Raw genomic sequence first — 16,548 nt, 5'->3', positions numbered from 1 at the left:
TGAACTCTGACAGGGGTGATTTTCAATTTCGAAAACTTGTTAGGGAACTCTTCGCACCTTTCGGTTATTTCCGTCGGGAAGCGTTCCTTTGCGCCTCCTCCTGCTGACGCAGCAACTCTTCGTAACGCAACTGGAACTTGGATTTCTTCCTGTTCTTGTTTTTCGCGGCATTGGCCTGCATCACGGCATGAATTTTCTCGTCGTCGATCATCCGGCGGATCACGAGCGTCTGTCCGATCGTGAGAATGTTGGCCAGGAAGTAGTAGTAAGTCAGACCGCTCGAATAACTGTTGAACCACAGGAGCATCATCACCGGCATCAGATAAACCATCATAAACTTCATGCCGGCCATCTGGGGCTGCGACGAAGCCGTCTGCTGGTAATTGATATACGAGAAGGCGAACAGCGCAACGGTCATCAACAGGGCGAACAGGCTCACGTGATCTCCGTAGAAGGGAATGTTGAACGGCAGCGACAACACGCTGTCGTACGACGAAAGGTCGTCGGCCCAAAGGAAATGCTGGCCGCGCAGCTCGATCGAAGCGGGGAAGAAGCGGAACATCGCAATGATGATCGGCATCTGGATCAACAGCGGGATACAACCGCCCATCGGGTTGATACCGGCCTTCTTGTAGAGCTCCATCGTCGCCTGCTGGCGCTTCATGGCATCCTCCTGGCGCGGATATTTCTTGGCCAGCTCATCAACCTCGGGCTTGATGACGCGCATCTTGGCCGTCGATATGTAACTCTTATAGGTCAGCGGCGAGATGATGACCTTCACCAGCACGGCCAAGATCAGGATAATCAGGCCGAAACTCGGGATAAACTGACGCAGGAAATCGAACACCGGAATCACGAACCAGCGGTTCACCCAGCCGAAAATACCCCAGCCGAGCGGAATCAACCGCTCCAGATGCAGTTCGTCGTCCCCCTCGGTCGTCGCCACATGCTTGAGAATGGCGTATTTGTTCGGACCGAAATAGAAGGCGAAGTTGTAATGGTCAGTTTGCGCCGTATAGGGAACCGTCAATTTAGCCGAAAAATCCTTTATGTAACCCGAACCTTTTTCCGCCGTCGTAAACTTCATATCAGCGTAGGAGAAGTTCTCCGGGGCGATCATCACCGACGAGAAGAACTGCTGCTTGAAAGCCACCCAGTTGAGCGACGACGAAACCGTCTTCTGCTTCTCCCCGTCGCTTATCCCCAGGTCGTCGGCCGACGACTCGCCGGGAGCCCGGTAATAGATGGTCGTATAGGTATTCTCGTTCTGAAACCCTTTCTCATTCTGATAGGACCGGTTGCTCCAGTCGATGCCGATAGTCGTCTGGCTGGCCATCTGCGGCGCCATATTTTTCAGATAGACATTCAGATCGACCAGATAATCCCGCGCCGGCGACTGTATGTTATAAACGACATACTCGTACCGTAACACGGCGTCACGCGCCACCGGCAGATCCATCGTGATGCGCTGCGCACCGTCGGCATCCTTCTCCATCGACACCAGATTGAAGGTGTAATCCGCCGTATTGACCAACACGTTGTTATGACCATTCTTCACATAGAACGTCAGGGCGAAATTGGCCGTTGCCGGATCGAAAAGCCGCACCGGCTGATTCCGCTCGTCACGAGGTGCATACTTGGTGTAATCCTTCAGCGTAACATCCTTGACCTGGCCGCCACGCGTCGAGAAATCGATCTTCAATACCTCGTTCTCCACGGTGAACTCCTCGGCTTCGGCCTGCTGCGCCGCAGCCAGCAGCTCTCCGAACTGCATGATCCGACGCTGCGCCTGCAGGCTGTCCCCGGACAACCGCTCTCCCGCAGCCGCAATAGCTGCGGAATCCGCAGTCGGCAGCGGAGCGTTGAGCGCCAAGAGCGAATCCTGCTCGGCTTGGATACGCGCCTGTTCGGCGTTGTACGCCATGAGCTGTTCCTGATACTTTTTCTGTTGATGCGAATTATAGAACGTGAAACCCAGGAAGATCAGGGCCACGATGACAATTCCGGCGATTGATTTTTTATCCATGCGTAATCTAAATTCTTTGAGGATACCCCGAAGCAAGGTTGCAAACTATTTTTTCTTATCGTCTTTTCCCGCCAGCGCCGCAGCTACGAACGCGACGAAAAGCGGATGAGGCCGCTGTACGGTGCTCTTGTATTCGGGATGGTATTGCGTACCGACGAACCAGGGATGGTCGGGAATTTCGACCACTTCGACCAGCCCCGTATCGGGGTTCGCACCGACGGCTTTCATTCCGTGGCTCTCGAAATCCTTCAGGTATTCGCTGTTGAATTCGTAGCGGTGGCGATGACGCTCCTGAATCTGAGTCGTACCGTAAGCCTGCGCAGCTTTCGATCCCGGCACCAGCGAGCAGGGGTAAGCTCCCAGACGCATCGTGCCGCCTTTGGCGGTAATGCCCTTCTGTTCCTCCATCAGGTCGATGACCGGATGCTTCGTCGCCGGGTCCATTTCTGTCGAGGTGGCATCCTTGAAGCCCAGTACGTTGCGAGCGAATTCGATCACGGCGCACTGCATACCCAGACAGATTCCCAGGAACGGAATACGGTGAGTCCGCGCAAAGTGCACCGCTTCGATCTTCCCCTCGATTCCCCGGTTGCCGAACCCCGGAGCCACGAGAATACCGGCCATTTTGCCGAGCTTCTCCCCGACGTTCGAAGCGTCTATCTTCTCCGAATTCACGTAATGCAACTTCACCTTGCAGTCGTTCACCGCACCGGCTTGAATAAAGGACTCGCAGATCGACTTGTAAGCATCGGGAAGTTCCGTATATTTACCCACCAGGGCGATGTCGATCGTCCGCTTGGGATTCTTCACCTTATCGACGAAAGCCTGCAACGAACTCAAGTCGGGTTCCTGCTCCGACGGAAGGTCGAGCTTGCTGAGCACCACCTCGTCCAGATGCTGACGGTGCATCACCAGCGGCACTTCGTAGATCGTCGGTACGTCGATCGACTCCATCACCGCGTTGGCATCCACGTTGCAGAAGAGCGCCACCTTGCGCCTGAGCTCCGCAGAGAGCGGATGCTCGGTGCGCAGCACCAGAATATCGGGCTGCAAACCGTTCTCGAGCAAGGTCTTGACCGAATGTTGGGTCGGCTTGGTCTTCAACTCGCCGGAAGCGGCCAGGTAAGGAATGAGCGTCAGATGAACCAGCGCCGTATTGCGGGCTCCAAGCTGGTAACGCAACTGACGCACCGATTCGATGAAGGGCAGCGACTCGATGTCGCCCACCGTACCGCCGATCTCGGTGATGATTACGTCGTACTCCTTGCGCTGCGCCAACAGTTGAATGCGGCGCTTGATTTCGTCCGTGATATGAGGAATGACCTGCACGGTCTTGCCCAGGTACTCGCCCTTGCGCTCCTTGTCAATCACGCACTGATAAATCTTACCGGTGGTCACGTTGTTGGCATGGCTGGTCGTAATCGAAGTGAAACGCTCGTAATGGCCCAGGTCGAGGTCGGTTTCCGCACCGTCTTCGGTCACGTAACACTCTCCGTGCTCGTAAGGATTCAGGGTTCCGGGGTCGATATTGATATAGGGATCCAGTTTCTGAATCGTCACCGAATAGCCGCGTGCCTGCAGCAAGCGGGCGATCGACGCCGAAATAATGCCTTTACCGAGCGACGAAGCCACGCCGCCCGTCACGAAAATGTACTTGGGTTTGCTGAGTTTCATTATCTGTTTCGAATTATTTTGTTTGCACCGTCGTTTATCCGGCTCCGTTTCAACCCTTAAGCCGGAACGCCCGGTTCTCCACTTGCCTATTAAAACATCGTTCCGGAACCGCTTTCGAAGACCGCTCCGGAAACCTTCCCGCTCCGAGGGCCGGACTCACATAAAATACACCGCTATCCCCACAAAGAAGTTTCCTCACCGGAAAGGGATGTGTCAAATTGAGAAATTCGGCGCATCCCCTTTCACATGTATAAGAACAGGTAAAAATACCAAGCATCGAGGTTCACGGCGAAGAACGTGTACCCGACGTACATGATCGAGCCGTAATACCGATAATAACGAAGTAATTTGCCTGTTATGACACACCGTCTTCGGCGGGTTATTCCTTATTCTCCTCCTGATCGATGAGTTTCACTTTTTCGATAGCGGCCTGCATTTCCTGTTTGGCCCGCTCGATCTTGGCCCGCACCTCGGCGATCATCGCCTCGGCGTTCTTCGACTTGGAGAAGAATCCGATGTTGTTCTCCAACAAGGCGATATCCTGCTCCAACTGGCGGACTTTGTTGTAGAGCCGGTCGCGCTCCGTGCGCAGACGCCGGTCGCCCGAGGCCTTGAGCGAGGAGACCTTCTCCTTGAAACGGTCCATCGAACGGTCGCGCTCCGAACCGCGCAGGGTATCGAACATCTTATCGACCACCTCCTTGTAACGTTTTTGAATCGCCTCCTTCTGCTTGATGGGCACGAACCCGATTTCGCCCCAGCGACGCTGGAAATCACGAATCATCTCGAAGCCGCCCGCCAGAATATCGGCCGCAGCCATCTCCTCCAACAGAGCCTCTTTGCGACGGAGGTTCTCCCCGTACTGATCGTCCACTGCAGCGAAATGTCGGGACTTGCGCTCGAAGAAAGCGTCGCACGCCGCACGGAACCGTTTCCATATCTGGTCGGAATAGCGGCGCGACACGGCCCCCGTCTGCTTCCACTTGGCCTGCAAAGCGATCAGCTCGTCGGTCGTCTTCTTCCACTCCTCGCTGTCGCGCAGCGCTTCGGCCGCCTCGCACAACTCGGTCTTGAGCTGGAGGTTGTGCTCCATCTCGCCCTTCAACCCGGCATAATAGGCACGCTTGGCCTCGAAGAACTTGTCGCAGGCATTGCGAAACCGCTCGTAGATGGCATTGTTATCTTTCTTGGGAGCGAATCCGATCGTTTTCCAGACTTTCTGTATCTCGAAGAGCTTCTCGCTCGCCTTGTTCCACTCTTTGCGCGAAGTCAGCGGCTGCTGCGCCAGCTCTTCGGCTTTGACGCAAAGCTCGCTCTTGAGCTCCAGATTGCGGAGCTGCTCCTGCTTGATATTCTCGAAAAACTCCTGATGCTGCTTGTTGATACGGCTCGAAGCCTCCTTGAAACGATTCCACAGCACCTCTTTATATTCATTGGCCACAGGGCCGATTTCACGCCATTCGTCGTGCAACTTCTGCAGTTTGTGGAACGCTTCGACGATCGACGGTTCGAGCACCAGCGCTTCGGCCTGTTCGCACAAGGCCAGCTTCTGCTCGTAATTCTTCTTCAGGTCGAGATCGCGCAACTCCTTGTTGATCTTGATGAAATTGTAGAAATTCTCCACGTGCAGGTTGTAGGTCTCCCACAGATCCTTCACATTCTGCTGGGGCACCACCCCGGTCTCTTTCCAACGATGCTGCAACTCCCGGAACTTGTTGAAAGTCTGGTTGAGCATTTCGTCCGACGAAGCCAGCTCCTTGAGTTCCTCGATGATCTGCAACTTTATCTTGAGGTTCTCCTCCTTGGCCGCTTCGAGTCCGGCGACGAACTCGTCCCGCAGACGGCGGTACTCCCGGAAAAGATCCTTGAAACGCAACTCCGCCGGATCCGGCTCGGAAACGAATTCACCCTCCGCACCGCCGGCTTCGACAAAAGCCCTTCGTGCGGCATCGGACTCCGCCCGACGCAATTTGTAAAACGCTATCTTGAGGGCCTCCACATCCCGGCGCAGGGACTGCACCGGGCGCTCTTCGAGCATCCTGGCGAAAATCGCCAGCAACTCCTCCTTCGACTTGCCCGCCAGGTCGCTGCCGGCCGCGTCCCCGCCTGCGGCCTCCTCCTCGGGCGAAGCCTCGCCCAGGTCGAGCCCTGCGTTTTCGGCAGCCAGTGCTGCATCTTCGTCGGCGAAGTCCACCCGACTCTGTGTCGGCACGTCGGTATCGTCCGCAACTGCGGCATTCGTTTCCCCGCCATCTGCGGGCACGGAATTGTTCTGCGTATCCTCAACTACGGAAGAGTCGAGATGTTCCCCGGAAACAGGAAGAGTAGAATTTTCAGTAGCCATCTTGTCTGATTTTAATCTTACGGTTTGCAAAACCATATAAACCTTGCAAATATAACCATTTTTCCGGCCCCCGCACAGGATTTGCCGATAAATTTATTATCTTCGCAAAAATTACGCACGCTCTTATGAGTCATCGCATCCTGCTCATCGACGACGAAGACGACATCCTCGAATTCATCCGTTACAACCTGACCAAGGCGGGCTACGAAGTATATACGGCCCGCAACGGAGCCGAAGGTTTGCAACAGGCTGCGGCACATCGGCCGCACCTGATCCTGCTCGACGTGATGATGCCCACGATGGACGGCATCGAAACCTGCCGGGCCCTGCGCTGCGACCCGGCGCTGAAGGAGACGATGGTCGTCTTTCTCTCGGCCCTCGGCGAAGAGGAGCAACAGCTCGCAGGGTTCGGAGCCGGAGCCGACGACTATATTTCCAAGCCGATCAAGCCCAAACTTCTGATAAGCCGCATCCAGGCGATCCTCAAACGGGTAGCCGCCGACAAACCGGCTTCGCTGGTCATCGACCGGGAACGACATCTGGTAATCCGCAACGGAGAACGTATCGAACTGCCCCGCAAGGAGTTCGCCCTGCTCGCCCTGCTCGCCTCCTCTCCCGGAAAACTCTTCTCCCGGGAAGAGATCTACTCCCGCATCTGGGGCGACAGCGTGGTCGTCGGCGACCGCACGATCGACGTCCACGTCCGCAAAATCCGACAAAAAATCGGAGACGGACACATCTCGACCGTAAAGGGTATGGGGTACAAATACGAAAATTAACCACAGATAGTCCAAAATTTATCACAAAAATTCCGGAAAACCTTACGATCCGTAATTAAATTTTGCGTAAATTTGCAAAGTCTTAAGTAAAAACGCATTTTCGACGAAATGATCCGCGAGATCGTGGCAGTAGGAATCGGAGGGGCCCTGGGCAGTATGTCGAGGTACTTGGTATCCTACGTATGGCTGGCCGAACAGTCCCTGTTGGGCTTCCCGGCCGGCACTTTCACGGTCAATGCCGCCGGATCGTTGCTGATGGGCTTTTTGCTGGAGATGCTGGGCGCAGGAACTGCGTCGTGGCTGTTGAGCGTAGGATTCTGCGGAGGATTCACTACCTTTTCCACTTTTTCTTCCGACGTGGTGCGGATGCTTAAAAGCGGCGACTACACGGCGGCCGGACTTTGCATCGCGCTCAATTTTGCGGCATGCGTGTGCTGCATCCTGTTGGGCGCCGCATTGGGACGGTTGCTGAAACGCTGACAACGAACAAGGAAACAACAAAATAATTTTTACAAAACAACTGAAATGGTCATTTTAGTACTCAACTGCGGCAGTTCTTCGATCAAATACCAGGTGATCGACATGGAAGCCCAGTCCAGCAAACTGCTCGCCAAAGGTCTGGTCGAGCGCATCGGCCTTCCTGAAGGCGATCTCACGCACAAACCCGTCGGCAAGGAGAAGTTCGAACTCCACCAGCCGATTCCCGACCACACGACGGGCATCAGCCTGGTGCTTCAGGCCCTGACCGACCCCGTGCACGGCGTAATCCGGTCGCTCGACGAAGTGAAGGCCGTCGGTCACCGCGTAGCGCACGGCGGCGAATTTTTCCCGGAGAGCTGTCTGGTAACCAAACAGGTCCAGGAGAAGATCCGCTCACTGTTCCAGATCGCTCCACTGCACAATCCGGCCAACTTGGAAGGTATTCTTTCCATCGAAAAAGTCCTTCCCGGCGTGAAACAGGTAGCCGTATTCGACACCTCGTTCCACCAGACGCTTCCCGCAACCAACTTCATGTACGCCCTGCCCTACGAGTACTACCAGAAATACGGCATCCGCAAGTACGGCTTCCACGGCACGAGCCACAAGTTCGTCGCCCGCGAAGGCGCCAAACTCGCCGGTCTGGATATCAATAACTCCAAGATTATTACCTGTCATATCGGCAACGGCGGTTCGATCACGGCCGTGCTGAACGGCAAGTCCTACGATACCTCGATGGGCTTCTCGCCGGTCGATGGTCTGGTCATGGGCACCCGCTGCGGCAACGTCGATCCGAGCGCGGTCACCTTCATCGGCGAAAAGGAGCAAATGAGCTATGCCGAAGTGAACAACATGCTCAACAAGCAATCGGGCGTCTTCGGCGTATCGGGCGTATCGAGCGACATGCGCGACATCGACAAAGCCTATGAAGAGGGTAATCCGCGTGCGATCCTCGCCCGCGACATGTACTGCCTGCGCATCAAGAAATTCGTCGGCGAATACGCGGCCGAAATGGGCGGCGTCGATCTGATCGTTTTCACGGGCGGCGTCGGAGAGAACTCACCCGAAACCCGCAAGGAGGTCTGCGAAGGCCTCGAATTTATGGGCGTGCACTTCGACCGGAAGATCAACGAAGGTCTTCGCGGCGAAAACAAGATCATTTCCGCAGCGGATTCGAAGGTCAAGGTGGCCGTCGTTCCGACCAACGAGGAGCTGGTCATCGCCACCGACACTTACGAAATCGTCAATAAATAACCAAACAATTATATTAAAAACACACAACCCATGCAACATTTGAGTGAAATTGTCGAAGAGGCAAGAAAAAAAGGTAAGAAGCGCCTTGCAGTCGCTTACGGTCAGGACGCCCACACGCTGGCAGCCGTCTATGCAGCTTATAAGGAAGGTCTGGTAGAGCCGATTCTGTTCGGCGATCCCAAGATCATCGAGCAGGTTTGCAAGGAAGAGAATATCGATTGCAACATTTTCAAAATAATCCCCGAGAGCAACGACGTGAAGTGCGTCAATCTGGCTGTCAATGCCGTCGTTACGGGCGAGGCCGACGTACTGATGAAGGGTCTGGTTTCCACGGACAAGTACATGCGCGGCATCCTGAACAAGGACGCAGGTCTGTTCCCCCCGAAAGGCACGTTGAGCCACGTAGCGGTAGTCGAAATGCCGAACTATCCCAAGTTGCTGGTCATCTCGGACGTAGCGGTGATTCCGCAGCCCGACTTCAAACAGAAAACCATCCTGATCGGCTACCTGACGCGCATCGCCAACCTGATCGGTATCAAGACGCCGAAGATCGCCTGCATCGCACCTTCGGAGCAGCTGTTGCCGAGCGTGCTCTCCTCGACCGAAGCCGCTCTGCTCGCCAAGATGGGCGATCGCGGACAGCTGGGTAACGTCGTCATCGACGGTCCGCTGTCGCTCGACGTAGCGCTTTACAAGGAAGCCGCCGAGATCAAGAAGGTCAAGGGTTCTTCCGTCGCAGGCGATGCGGACTGCCTGCTCTTCCCCAACATCGAATCGGGCAACGTCTTCTTCAAGGCTTCCACGCACATGGGCGGCGGCGAGATCGCAGCGATGGTCATGGGAACCAAAGTTCCCTGCGTGCTGACTTCGCGCGGCGACTCCAGCCTCACCAAACTCTACTCGATCGCACTGGCTTGTCTGGCCGCTAAATAATTCAGGTATCGGATTTATGGGATTCAAGATTTTAGCAATCAACCCGGGCTCGACTTCGACGAAGATCGCCCTGTATGACGACGAGCAGCCTACGCTGGCGCTCACCCTGCGCCATTCGGCCGAGGAGATCGCACGTTTCCCGCGCATCATCGACCAGCTCGACTGGCGCAAGGAGATGGTACTCGAAGCACTCGCAAAGAACAACTTCGACGTGAAGTCCCTCTCGGCCGTGATCGGTCGCGGCGGTCTGATCAAGCCGATCGAATCGGGCGTATATGAAGTAAACGCAGCTCTGAAGAACGACCTGGTGAACGCCCAGCGCGAACACGCCTCCAATCTCGGCGGCCTGATCGCCGAGCAGATCGCCCAGGCTGCCGGCGTGAAGGCTTACATCGCCGACCCGGTCGTGGTCGATGAGCTGGACGACATCGCCCGCCTGAGCGGTATTCCGGAATGCCCCCGCATTTCGATCTTCCACGCCCTGAACCAGAAAGCCATCGCACGCCGCCATGCCGAGAAGGTAGGCAAGCGTTACGAAGACCTGAACCTGGTCGTTGCCCACATGGGCGGCGGCATTTCGGTTTCGGCCCACTGCAAGGGACGGGTGATCGACACCAACAACGCCCTCGACGGCGACGGCCCGATCGCACCCGAACGTGCAGGCACGGTGCCTGCCGGAGCGCTCGTGAACCTCTGCTTTTCGGGCAAGTACAGCCAGCGCGACGTGCTGAAGATGCTCGCCGGCAAAGGCGGTCTGGTAGCTCACCTGAACCAGAACTCCGTGCAACAGATCTGCATCGACATCGAAAAGGGCGACCAGAAATCCAAAGCCGTGCTCGACGCGATGAGTTACAGCATCGCCAAGGAGATCGGCGCGATGGCTGCGGTTCTCAAAGGTCAGGTGGATGCCATCCTGCTTACGGGCGGCGTGGCGTACAACGAACCGGTGAACGACGTAATCCGCGAACACTGTTCGTTCCTCGCCCCGATCTTCATCTATCCGGGCGAAGACGAAATGGGTGCGTTGATGCTCAACGCCCTGAGTGTACTGCGCGGCGAAAGAACCCCGAAGGTTTACGCATAATAGCCTTCTCCGTTTCCGGTACCCGGCGATACCCGAACAAATTCGACATGGTTTCGCATTGATCGAAAACGGTTAAACCGGATATAAAAAAGCTCTTCCTTTACCGGAAGAGCTTTTTTACTAATTCCCACGCGACCCGCATCGCTTCGAGCCGGAACAACGCTCCGAACCCAGCGTAACAGACCACGCCGACCGCCACTTTCAATAGGAACGTAGGCAGAGGTGCGAAGCTGGTGAAGTGTCCGAAAGCCCAAACCACACCGAACATCGCCGCCGTCGCAGAAGCTATAGGCAGCAACGTCCGCAGAAAACGACCTGCCGTCAGCCCCGCATACCGGGTCGTCGCGCCAAAATTGAGGATCATTTCGAAAAAAGCCATCGCCGACAGGCCCCACGTCACGGCGAGCACGCTGTGCGGGATCGTCAGGATCAGGACCAGGGTCATCACTACCTTCTTGACCACTTCCAGCCGCACGATGATCCGACCGTTGCTCTTCACCTTCAGCACATTATTCGAAACCGTAGCGATCGGAGCGAACATTCCGGCCAGCGAAATAACCTGAAAATAGGGAACCATCGGCATCCACTTCTCCCCGAGCAGACTGTCCACCATTTCAGGAGCGACGACAATCAGACCGGCCATCATCGGCAGCATCACGAAAGCGACGATCATTACTACCTGCCGGTAGCTCTCGGCGAATTTACGCTCGTCGTCCGCGATCTTGGAAAGCGCGGGAAAAGTCACGCTCTGAACGGCCTGCATGGTCGATGTCACGGGCAGCTCCTTGAGTTTCTGCGCCTGGTTGAAAAAGCCCAGCACATCCGCAGCATAGAGCTTCCCGACGAAAAGCTGGGAAACATTGTTGTAAACGGAAGAAATCAGATCGGTCGCCAGCAACCGGAAGCTATACGGAGCCATCGCACGCAGACGGCCCGCGTCGAAAGCCGCCCGAGGGCGCCAGTCGCTCAACCCCCACAGCAACATGGCCCGTACACCCATCGCCACTACCCGTTGCCCCACCAGGCTCCAGATACCGCATCCGGCCCAAGCCATACCGATAGCCACCAGTCCGCTTACGAGCGACGAAGTAAAAACGACCTTCGAAAGCCGGGCGAAACGGAACTGCCGGGTGAAAATCGTATTCTGAATCACGCACAGGGCATTGAGAGGCACAAGCAGGAACAACACCGGAGCGATCCGCACCAACTCGGGCATCCCGTAAAAACGGGCGATCCAGGGCATCGCCCCCACCAACAGCAGGTACAGCAGCACCGAAACCGCGATATTGAAGACGAATACCGACTTGTAGTCCTCCTCCGACGGCACCGCCTTTCGGATCAGGGTCTGCGAGAAACCGCTGTCCACCATCACCAGTGCCAGGGACGAAAAAACCACGGGAATAGCCATAATACCCATCTGCTCGGGCGTCAGCAACCGGAGGATGACGATACTCACCCCCATTTGCAGCAACATGGAGCCTACCTTTTCGGCAATGCTCCACGCTACACCGCTTGCGACCTTGTCCCGCAATTCACCTCCCACGACCCTTCGGATTTAGCAGCCGTCGCACACGGCATCCCGCTCGCGGAACCGTTCGGCGCTCGAAATCTCGAGGTACGAAGCGCCGTATTTCGAATCGAAGCTGCCGCCCACCACAGCCAGCAGATCGGTCGGTTCGATCGCATGCTTGCGCTGGATAAAATCCAGGGCGTCGATCACGAAGTGGTAACGATCCTGATAGCGTTCGTGCGACTGCTGTTCACGCAGGATCGGCACGACGCCGTACGAAAGAGCCAGAATACGCTGCGCATGACGGGTATAACAAACCGCCAGGACCTGACACCGGCCCCGGAAAGCGGCCAGATAACGGCCCGTGCGTCCGGTCGCGGTATCGAGCACCACATAGCGAATCGGCAAGTTCGTACTGGCCCGCACCGCCGAACGCGCCAACTGCGCCGTGATCTCGTGGTTCACGGAAACCATGTTCATATCGATCATCGGCGTAAAATGCGTTTCGTCCTTCTCGATCTCGCGGGCCACGCGCGACATCGTACTCACGGCCTCCACCGGATAGTCGCCCATAGCCGTTTCGTCGCTCAACATCACGGCATCCACGCGCTCGTAAATGGCACTGGCCACGTCGCTCACCTCGGCCCGAGTCGGACGGGGCGAGCGCACCATCGAATAGAGCATCTGCGTAGCGATGATCACCGGTCGTTTGGCGGCTATGCAACGCTCCACGATACGCCGCTGCGCGTTGGGAATCGCCTCGGCCGGAAGTTCGACCCCCAGATCGCCCCGGGCGACCATCACCCCGTACGAAGCCTCGACGATTTCGTCCAGGTTGTCGATCCCCTGCTGGTTCTCGATCTTGGAGATGATCTTGATCGGACTGTCGTAACGGTCGAGAATCTCCTGCACGGCATGCACGTCCCCGGCGCTCCGCACGAAGGAGTGAGCGATGAAATCGACGTCGTTCTTCACGGCCCATTCGATGAAGCGGCGGTCTTTTTCCGTCACCGACGGCAGGTCGATCTTCATCCCCGGCACATTGACGCTCTTGCGCGACCGCAGCGTGCCGCCCCGCACGAACTCGCACATCAGCTCCTCGTCGGTCTTGTCCGTCACGCGGAGTTCCAACTCCCCGTCGGCAATCAACAACCGCGCACCGACCGCGATATCGCGTACCACCGTCGCCACGTTGAAGTAGATCGTATCGCGGGTCGAAGGTTCGCCATCGGCCGTCCCGCGCACCTTCACGCGCTCCCCGGTCTGAAAGCCGATCGCACCGCCGTACTCGTCGGCCACGGCCGTCACACGGATTTCAGGTCCTTTGGTATCCAGAATGACCGGAATCGCCGGATTGACCCGGCGCACCGCCTCGACGATCTTCGCGGCCCCCTCTTCGGTCACATGCGCCGAATTGATGCGTACTACGTCCATTCCGGCCTCGAAAAGGCCGCGTACAAATTCTTCGTTGGCGCGGAAATCCGACAACGTGGCTACGATCTTGGTTTTCTTCTCTCCCCACATACAGCTTCTTGTTAAATTATATCGTTTCAAATCAAAATTACACCTGGAATCCGGAATCCGCCTCTATCCGAAGCTTTTCCGCCATTCGATCGCGCACCAATCCTTTACGCACGAGCACCCGACAGACAGAACTCGCATCGTTCCGAATATCTTCCGTCGTAATCCGAAAACGGACACTTCGACGAGCCGAAAATCCCGAAAACATCCACAGCACAGGCAGCGCTCCGACTATCCCCAGCCAGACAAACGGCACGAAGGGCACGCCTTCGTCATTCCTGCTTACAAAAATAGTGAAAAACCCGGATATACGCCGCAAGATCCTCCGATTCGCATCGAATTCACACACATTTCACACCCGTCCGAAAGTCGGGACGACCCGGGCGCCGAAAATAAATTTTCGTATCCTCCCGGCTTTGGCTATCTTTGCAGAAGACAGGATGCGGTTCGGCAATTTTCAAGAACAAGTTCTCATAATTGCTCTCGGCTTTCGCTATCTTTGTAGAAGATAAGACGCGCCTCGGCAAAATACAAATAAAATTTGCTTTTGCGCTCGGCTTATTCGTATCTTTGCTACATTCCGGACTTCGGCCGCGTCCGTTCAATTTACCCGAACGCCGCCGCTCCGCACAAACCGCCATTCGACATGACTGAATTCGGACTTATCGACACGATCCGCGACATGTTCGCCGCAATTCCCCGCAACGGATTCGACGGCATCGGGGACGACTGCACGGTCTTCCCGCTGGGCAGCGGCGAATCGCTGGTCTTCACCGCCGACCTGCTGGCCGAAAACATCCACTTCCTGCGCCGGGCGACCTCGGCGCGTGAATTGGGCCGTAAATCCCTGGCCGTCAATCTGAGCGATGTCGCGGCGATGGGCGCCCGCCCGATCGCAACCCTGCTCTCGCTGGCTATCCCGCACGACCTGCCCGAAGGATGGATCGAAGATTTCATGGAAGGCTACCGCGACCTCTCGGCCCAATACGACGTCGGCCTGGTCGGGGGCGACACCACAGCCTCGGATTCGGGACTGGTCGTCAATGTAACGGCCATCGGGCGTATCGCCGACAGCCATATCAAACGGCGCAGCGACGCACGCCCCGGCGACTTGATCGCCGTCGGCGGTTCGCTGGGAGAGTCGGGCGCCGGACTGCGCGATATCCTGGCCGGACGGTACGACACCCCGCTGGCACAGATCCACCGCAACCCCGCCCCGCAAGTCGCCGAAGGCATCTGGCTCGGCGAACGTCCGGAAGTGCACGCCATGATGGACATCTCGGACGGCATCGCCTCCGACCTGCGGCATATCCTGCACCAGTCCGGCGTAGGTGCCGAAGTCGATACCGAGTGCATCCCGACTCCCGTCGATCTCGAAACCGCCGTATCCGGCGGCGAAGACTACAAACTTCTCTTCACCGTCGCTCCGGAGAGCGCCAACACACTTCTGTCCAACTACCGGCTCCGTTTCGGCGATGAGTTCCACTTCATCGGCCGCATCACGGGCGGCAATCATCTCGAATGGCTCCGAAACGGCACCCCTCTGCCGGTCGATTGGCAGGGATTCCGCCACTATTGACCGGCGTTCCGAAAAGGTTGCAACAACCCGGCACATACCGTCCTCCGAAATATCCGAAGGTCATCCTCCATACCGCTCCTCATACCTTCTGCTTCTCCGCAGAAAGGAGCCGTTGCAAATCCGGTCCGCATCGCCCGCCGCAATATTCCCGCTGCAAGCGCTCGAAATCCCGGCGATTCACCGCAAGCTCTCTCCAAAACGAAGCCGACTTCTGCCGTACGACATCGGCACGGTCCGCCGCAAAAAATAAAGGGGCTGTGTCGAAATGAAAATTTCAGACACAACCTCTAAGGGATGTCAGAATGGATGCAAGGCATTGAGGGTAAGGGCGACAGGAATTTACTGCCGTAAAGATTTAGCCCGCATCCCGATAATGACGCAGCAGTGCGCTTTATAACACATCGCCGTATCTCCAAAAACTCTATCCACACGCATCGAAAGCCGCTTCATTCCACGATATAGACTTTCTCCCCCCGCCGCTGCATGCGATAGCGCTCGCGGGCGAATTGCTCCAGATTATCGTCGTACTTGAGCTCTTCGAGCAGCGTACTGTCCTGCTCGATCCGAGCGCGATAGATCGCCCTTTCCTGCTCCAGGATAGCGATATCTTTTCTGATCTCTATGGCGTGCAGCAGATTTCGTCCCACGATGAAAATCGTGAAAACCACGATGATACAAGTAATCACCACCCAAAACCGCTTGTCCAATTTCAACTGCATCTTCCGAATCCTTTAAGGAATATGCATGTATTTATGCGTCTGGATCGAAATATTCCACGCAGGATGCGCCTTGACGTACTCGACCAGCAGGGGCATGATCTCCTCCGACACGCTCCATTCGGGCTGCAGGAAGAGCTTGCACTCCCGTCCGACCTGTTCGGCGTTCCGCTCGGCCCATTGCAAATCGGCCTCCCGCTCGACGATGACCTTCAGCTCGTGCGCCCGCCAGAACGCCTCCGGCAGAGGCGGCTGCTGACGCTTGGGCGAAAGGCAAACCCAGTCGAAATACCCGCTGAAAGGGTGCGACCCCGAAGTTTCGAGAAATATCTTGAGTCCGTGCCCCTTGAGCGCCGAAGTCAAAGGCCCCAACGGGTAAAGCAACGGCTCTCCGCCCGTGATGACGATAGCCTGCGCCTGGCACGAAGTCGCTCGCCGCACCACCTCCGAAATATCGGTCGGAGGATAGAGTTTCGGATTCCACGTATATTTGGCATCGCACCAGCGGCAGCCTACGTCGCATCCGCCCAGGCGGATGAAATAGGCCGGTTTGCCCGTATGGAATCCTTCGCCTTGAATCGTATAGAAATCCTCCACCAGAGGCAATTTCCGCCCTCCGTCCAACAAGTCGTAATTCGTCGCTTCCTTCAT

13 protein-coding genes are annotated in these 16,548 nt (G+C 56.5%); 6 read left to right on the top strand and 7 right to left on the bottom strand.

All coding sequences use genetic code 11. The annotated features are described in order from the left end of the window. Positions 1 to 64: 64 nt before the first annotated feature. The 3 genes from yidC to ALIPUT_RS06295 form a co-directional block, all read right to left on the bottom strand. A complete protein-coding gene (gene yidC, locus ALIPUT_RS06305; RefSeq protein WP_004328947.1) occupies positions 65 to 2,026 on the bottom strand; it encodes a membrane protein insertase YidC in 1,962 nt (653 codons plus the stop codon). Between the two features lie 45 nt (positions 2,027 to 2,071). Further along, complete coding sequence (locus ALIPUT_RS06300) at positions 2,072 to 3,700, bottom strand: CTP synthase (RefSeq protein ID WP_004328946.1); 1,629 nt, start codon at positions 3,698 to 3,700, stop codon at positions 2,072 to 2,074. 379 nt (positions 3,701 to 4,079) lie between these two features. Then, positions 4,080 to 6,044 carry a DUF349 domain-containing protein gene (locus ALIPUT_RS06295; protein WP_227088887.1) on the bottom strand — a complete coding sequence of 655 codons (1,965 nt, stop codon included), beginning with the start codon at positions 6,042 to 6,044 and terminating at the stop codon, positions 4,080 to 4,082. A 125-nt stretch (positions 6,045 to 6,169) separates the two neighbouring features. Here ALIPUT_RS06295 and ALIPUT_RS06290 point away from each other — a divergent pair, with 125 nt between their 5' ends. The 5 genes from ALIPUT_RS06290 to buk all read left to right on the top strand — a co-directional run bounded on the left by ALIPUT_RS06290 (position 6,170) and on the right by buk (position 10,571). Further along, positions 6,170 to 6,823: a response regulator transcription factor gene (locus tag ALIPUT_RS06290; protein ID WP_004328944.1), complete on the top strand. Its 654-nt coding sequence runs from the start codon at positions 6,170 to 6,172 to the stop codon at positions 6,821 to 6,823. 108 nt (positions 6,824 to 6,931) lie between these two features. Beyond that, entirely contained in the window at positions 6,932 to 7,303 is a 372-nt protein-coding gene (locus ALIPUT_RS06285; protein WP_004328943.1) for a fluoride efflux transporter FluC, read from the top strand. Between the two features lie 45 nt (positions 7,304 to 7,348). After that, a complete protein-coding gene (locus ALIPUT_RS06280; RefSeq protein ID WP_004328942.1) occupies positions 7,349 to 8,554 on the top strand; it encodes an acetate/propionate family kinase in 1,206 nt (401 codons plus the stop codon). Between the two features lie 30 nt (positions 8,555 to 8,584). Further along, positions 8,585 to 9,487 (top strand): phosphate acyltransferase, encoded by a 903-nt coding sequence (locus tag ALIPUT_RS06275; protein ID WP_004328941.1) that lies wholly within the window; start codon positions 8,585 to 8,587, stop codon positions 9,485 to 9,487. A 16-nt stretch (positions 9,488 to 9,503) separates the two neighbouring features. Further along, on the top strand, positions 9,504 to 10,571 hold the full coding sequence (buk, locus tag ALIPUT_RS06270) for a butyrate kinase (protein ID WP_004328940.1): 1,068 nt from the start codon (positions 9,504 to 9,506) through the stop codon (positions 10,569 to 10,571). 100 nt (positions 10,572 to 10,671) lie between these two features. Here buk and ALIPUT_RS06265 read toward each other — a convergent pair whose 3' ends face one another. Next, positions 10,672 to 12,114, bottom strand: coding sequence for a lipopolysaccharide biosynthesis protein (locus ALIPUT_RS06265; RefSeq protein WP_004328939.1), 1,443 nt, complete (start codon positions 12,112 to 12,114; stop codon positions 10,672 to 10,674). A 12-nt stretch (positions 12,115 to 12,126) separates the two neighbouring features. Next, on the bottom strand, positions 12,127 to 13,605 hold the full coding sequence (gene pyk, locus ALIPUT_RS06260) for a pyruvate kinase (RefSeq protein WP_004328938.1): 1,479 nt from the start codon (positions 13,603 to 13,605) through the stop codon (positions 12,127 to 12,129). A 643-nt stretch (positions 13,606 to 14,248) separates the two neighbouring features. On the opposite strand from pyk, the gene thiL reads away from it, so the two are divergent. Next, positions 14,249 to 15,181 (top strand): thiamine-phosphate kinase, encoded by a 933-nt coding sequence (thiL, locus tag ALIPUT_RS06250; RefSeq protein WP_004328936.1) that lies wholly within the window; start codon positions 14,249 to 14,251, stop codon positions 15,179 to 15,181. A gap of 446 nt (positions 15,182 to 15,627) precedes the next feature. On the opposite strand, the gene ALIPUT_RS06245 is transcribed toward thiL, so the two are convergent. Beyond that, positions 15,628 to 15,900 carry an FtsB family cell division protein gene (locus ALIPUT_RS06245; RefSeq protein WP_004328933.1) on the bottom strand — a complete coding sequence of 91 codons (273 nt, stop codon included), beginning with the start codon at positions 15,898 to 15,900 and terminating at the stop codon, positions 15,628 to 15,630. A gap of 12 nt (positions 15,901 to 15,912) precedes the next feature. Continuing rightward, positions 15,913 to 16,548 carry a 7-carboxy-7-deazaguanine synthase QueE gene (locus ALIPUT_RS06240; RefSeq protein ID WP_004328932.1) on the bottom strand — a complete coding sequence of 212 codons (636 nt, stop codon included), beginning with the start codon at positions 16,546 to 16,548 and terminating at the stop codon, positions 15,913 to 15,915.

The organism is Alistipes putredinis DSM 17216 (assembly GCF_000154465.1).
Taxonomy (GTDB): Bacteria; Bacteroidota; Bacteroidia; order Bacteroidales; family Rikenellaceae; genus Alistipes; species Alistipes putredinis.
The sequence above is the reverse complement of the archived record's forward strand: the minus strand, read 5'-3'. Positions and strand labels throughout refer to the sequence as shown.

Bases quoted from the DNA above. Each gene is read 5' to 3' on its own strand.
- ALIPUT_RS06240 (WP_004328932.1), bottom strand. From the start codon at position 16,548: ATGAAGGAAGCGACGAATTACGACTTGTTGGACGGAGGGCGGAAATTG.
- ALIPUT_RS06290 (WP_004328944.1), top strand. From the start codon at position 6,170: ATGAGTCATCGCATCCTGCTCATCGACGACGAAGACGACATCCTCGAA.
- ALIPUT_RS06280 (WP_004328942.1), top strand. From the start codon at position 7,349: ATGGTCATTTTAGTACTCAACTGCGGCAGTTCTTCGATCAAATACCAG.
- pyk (WP_004328938.1), bottom strand. From the start codon at position 13,605: ATGTGGGGAGAGAAGAAAACCAAGATCGTAGCCACGTTGTCGGATTTC.
- yidC (WP_004328947.1), bottom strand. From the start codon at position 2,026: ATGGATAAAAAATCAATCGCCGGAATTGTCATCGTGGCCCTGATCTTC.
- ALIPUT_RS06295 (WP_227088887.1), bottom strand. From the start codon at position 6,044: ATGGCTACTGAAAATTCTACTCTTCCTGTTTCCGGGGAACATCTCGAC.
- buk (WP_004328940.1), top strand. From the start codon at position 9,504: ATGGGATTCAAGATTTTAGCAATCAACCCGGGCTCGACTTCGACGAAG.
- thiL (WP_004328936.1), top strand. From the start codon at position 14,249: ATGACTGAATTCGGACTTATCGACACGATCCGCGACATGTTCGCCGCA.
- ALIPUT_RS06300 (WP_004328946.1), bottom strand. From the start codon at position 3,700: ATGAAACTCAGCAAACCCAAGTACATTTTCGTGACGGGCGGCGTGGCT.
- ALIPUT_RS06275 (WP_004328941.1), top strand. From the start codon at position 8,585: ATGCAACATTTGAGTGAAATTGTCGAAGAGGCAAGAAAAAAAGGTAAG.
- ALIPUT_RS06285 (WP_004328943.1), top strand. From the start codon at position 6,932: ATGATCCGCGAGATCGTGGCAGTAGGAATCGGAGGGGCCCTGGGCAGT.
- ALIPUT_RS06245 (WP_004328933.1), bottom strand. From the start codon at position 15,900: ATGCAGTTGAAATTGGACAAGCGGTTTTGGGTGGTGATTACTTGTATC.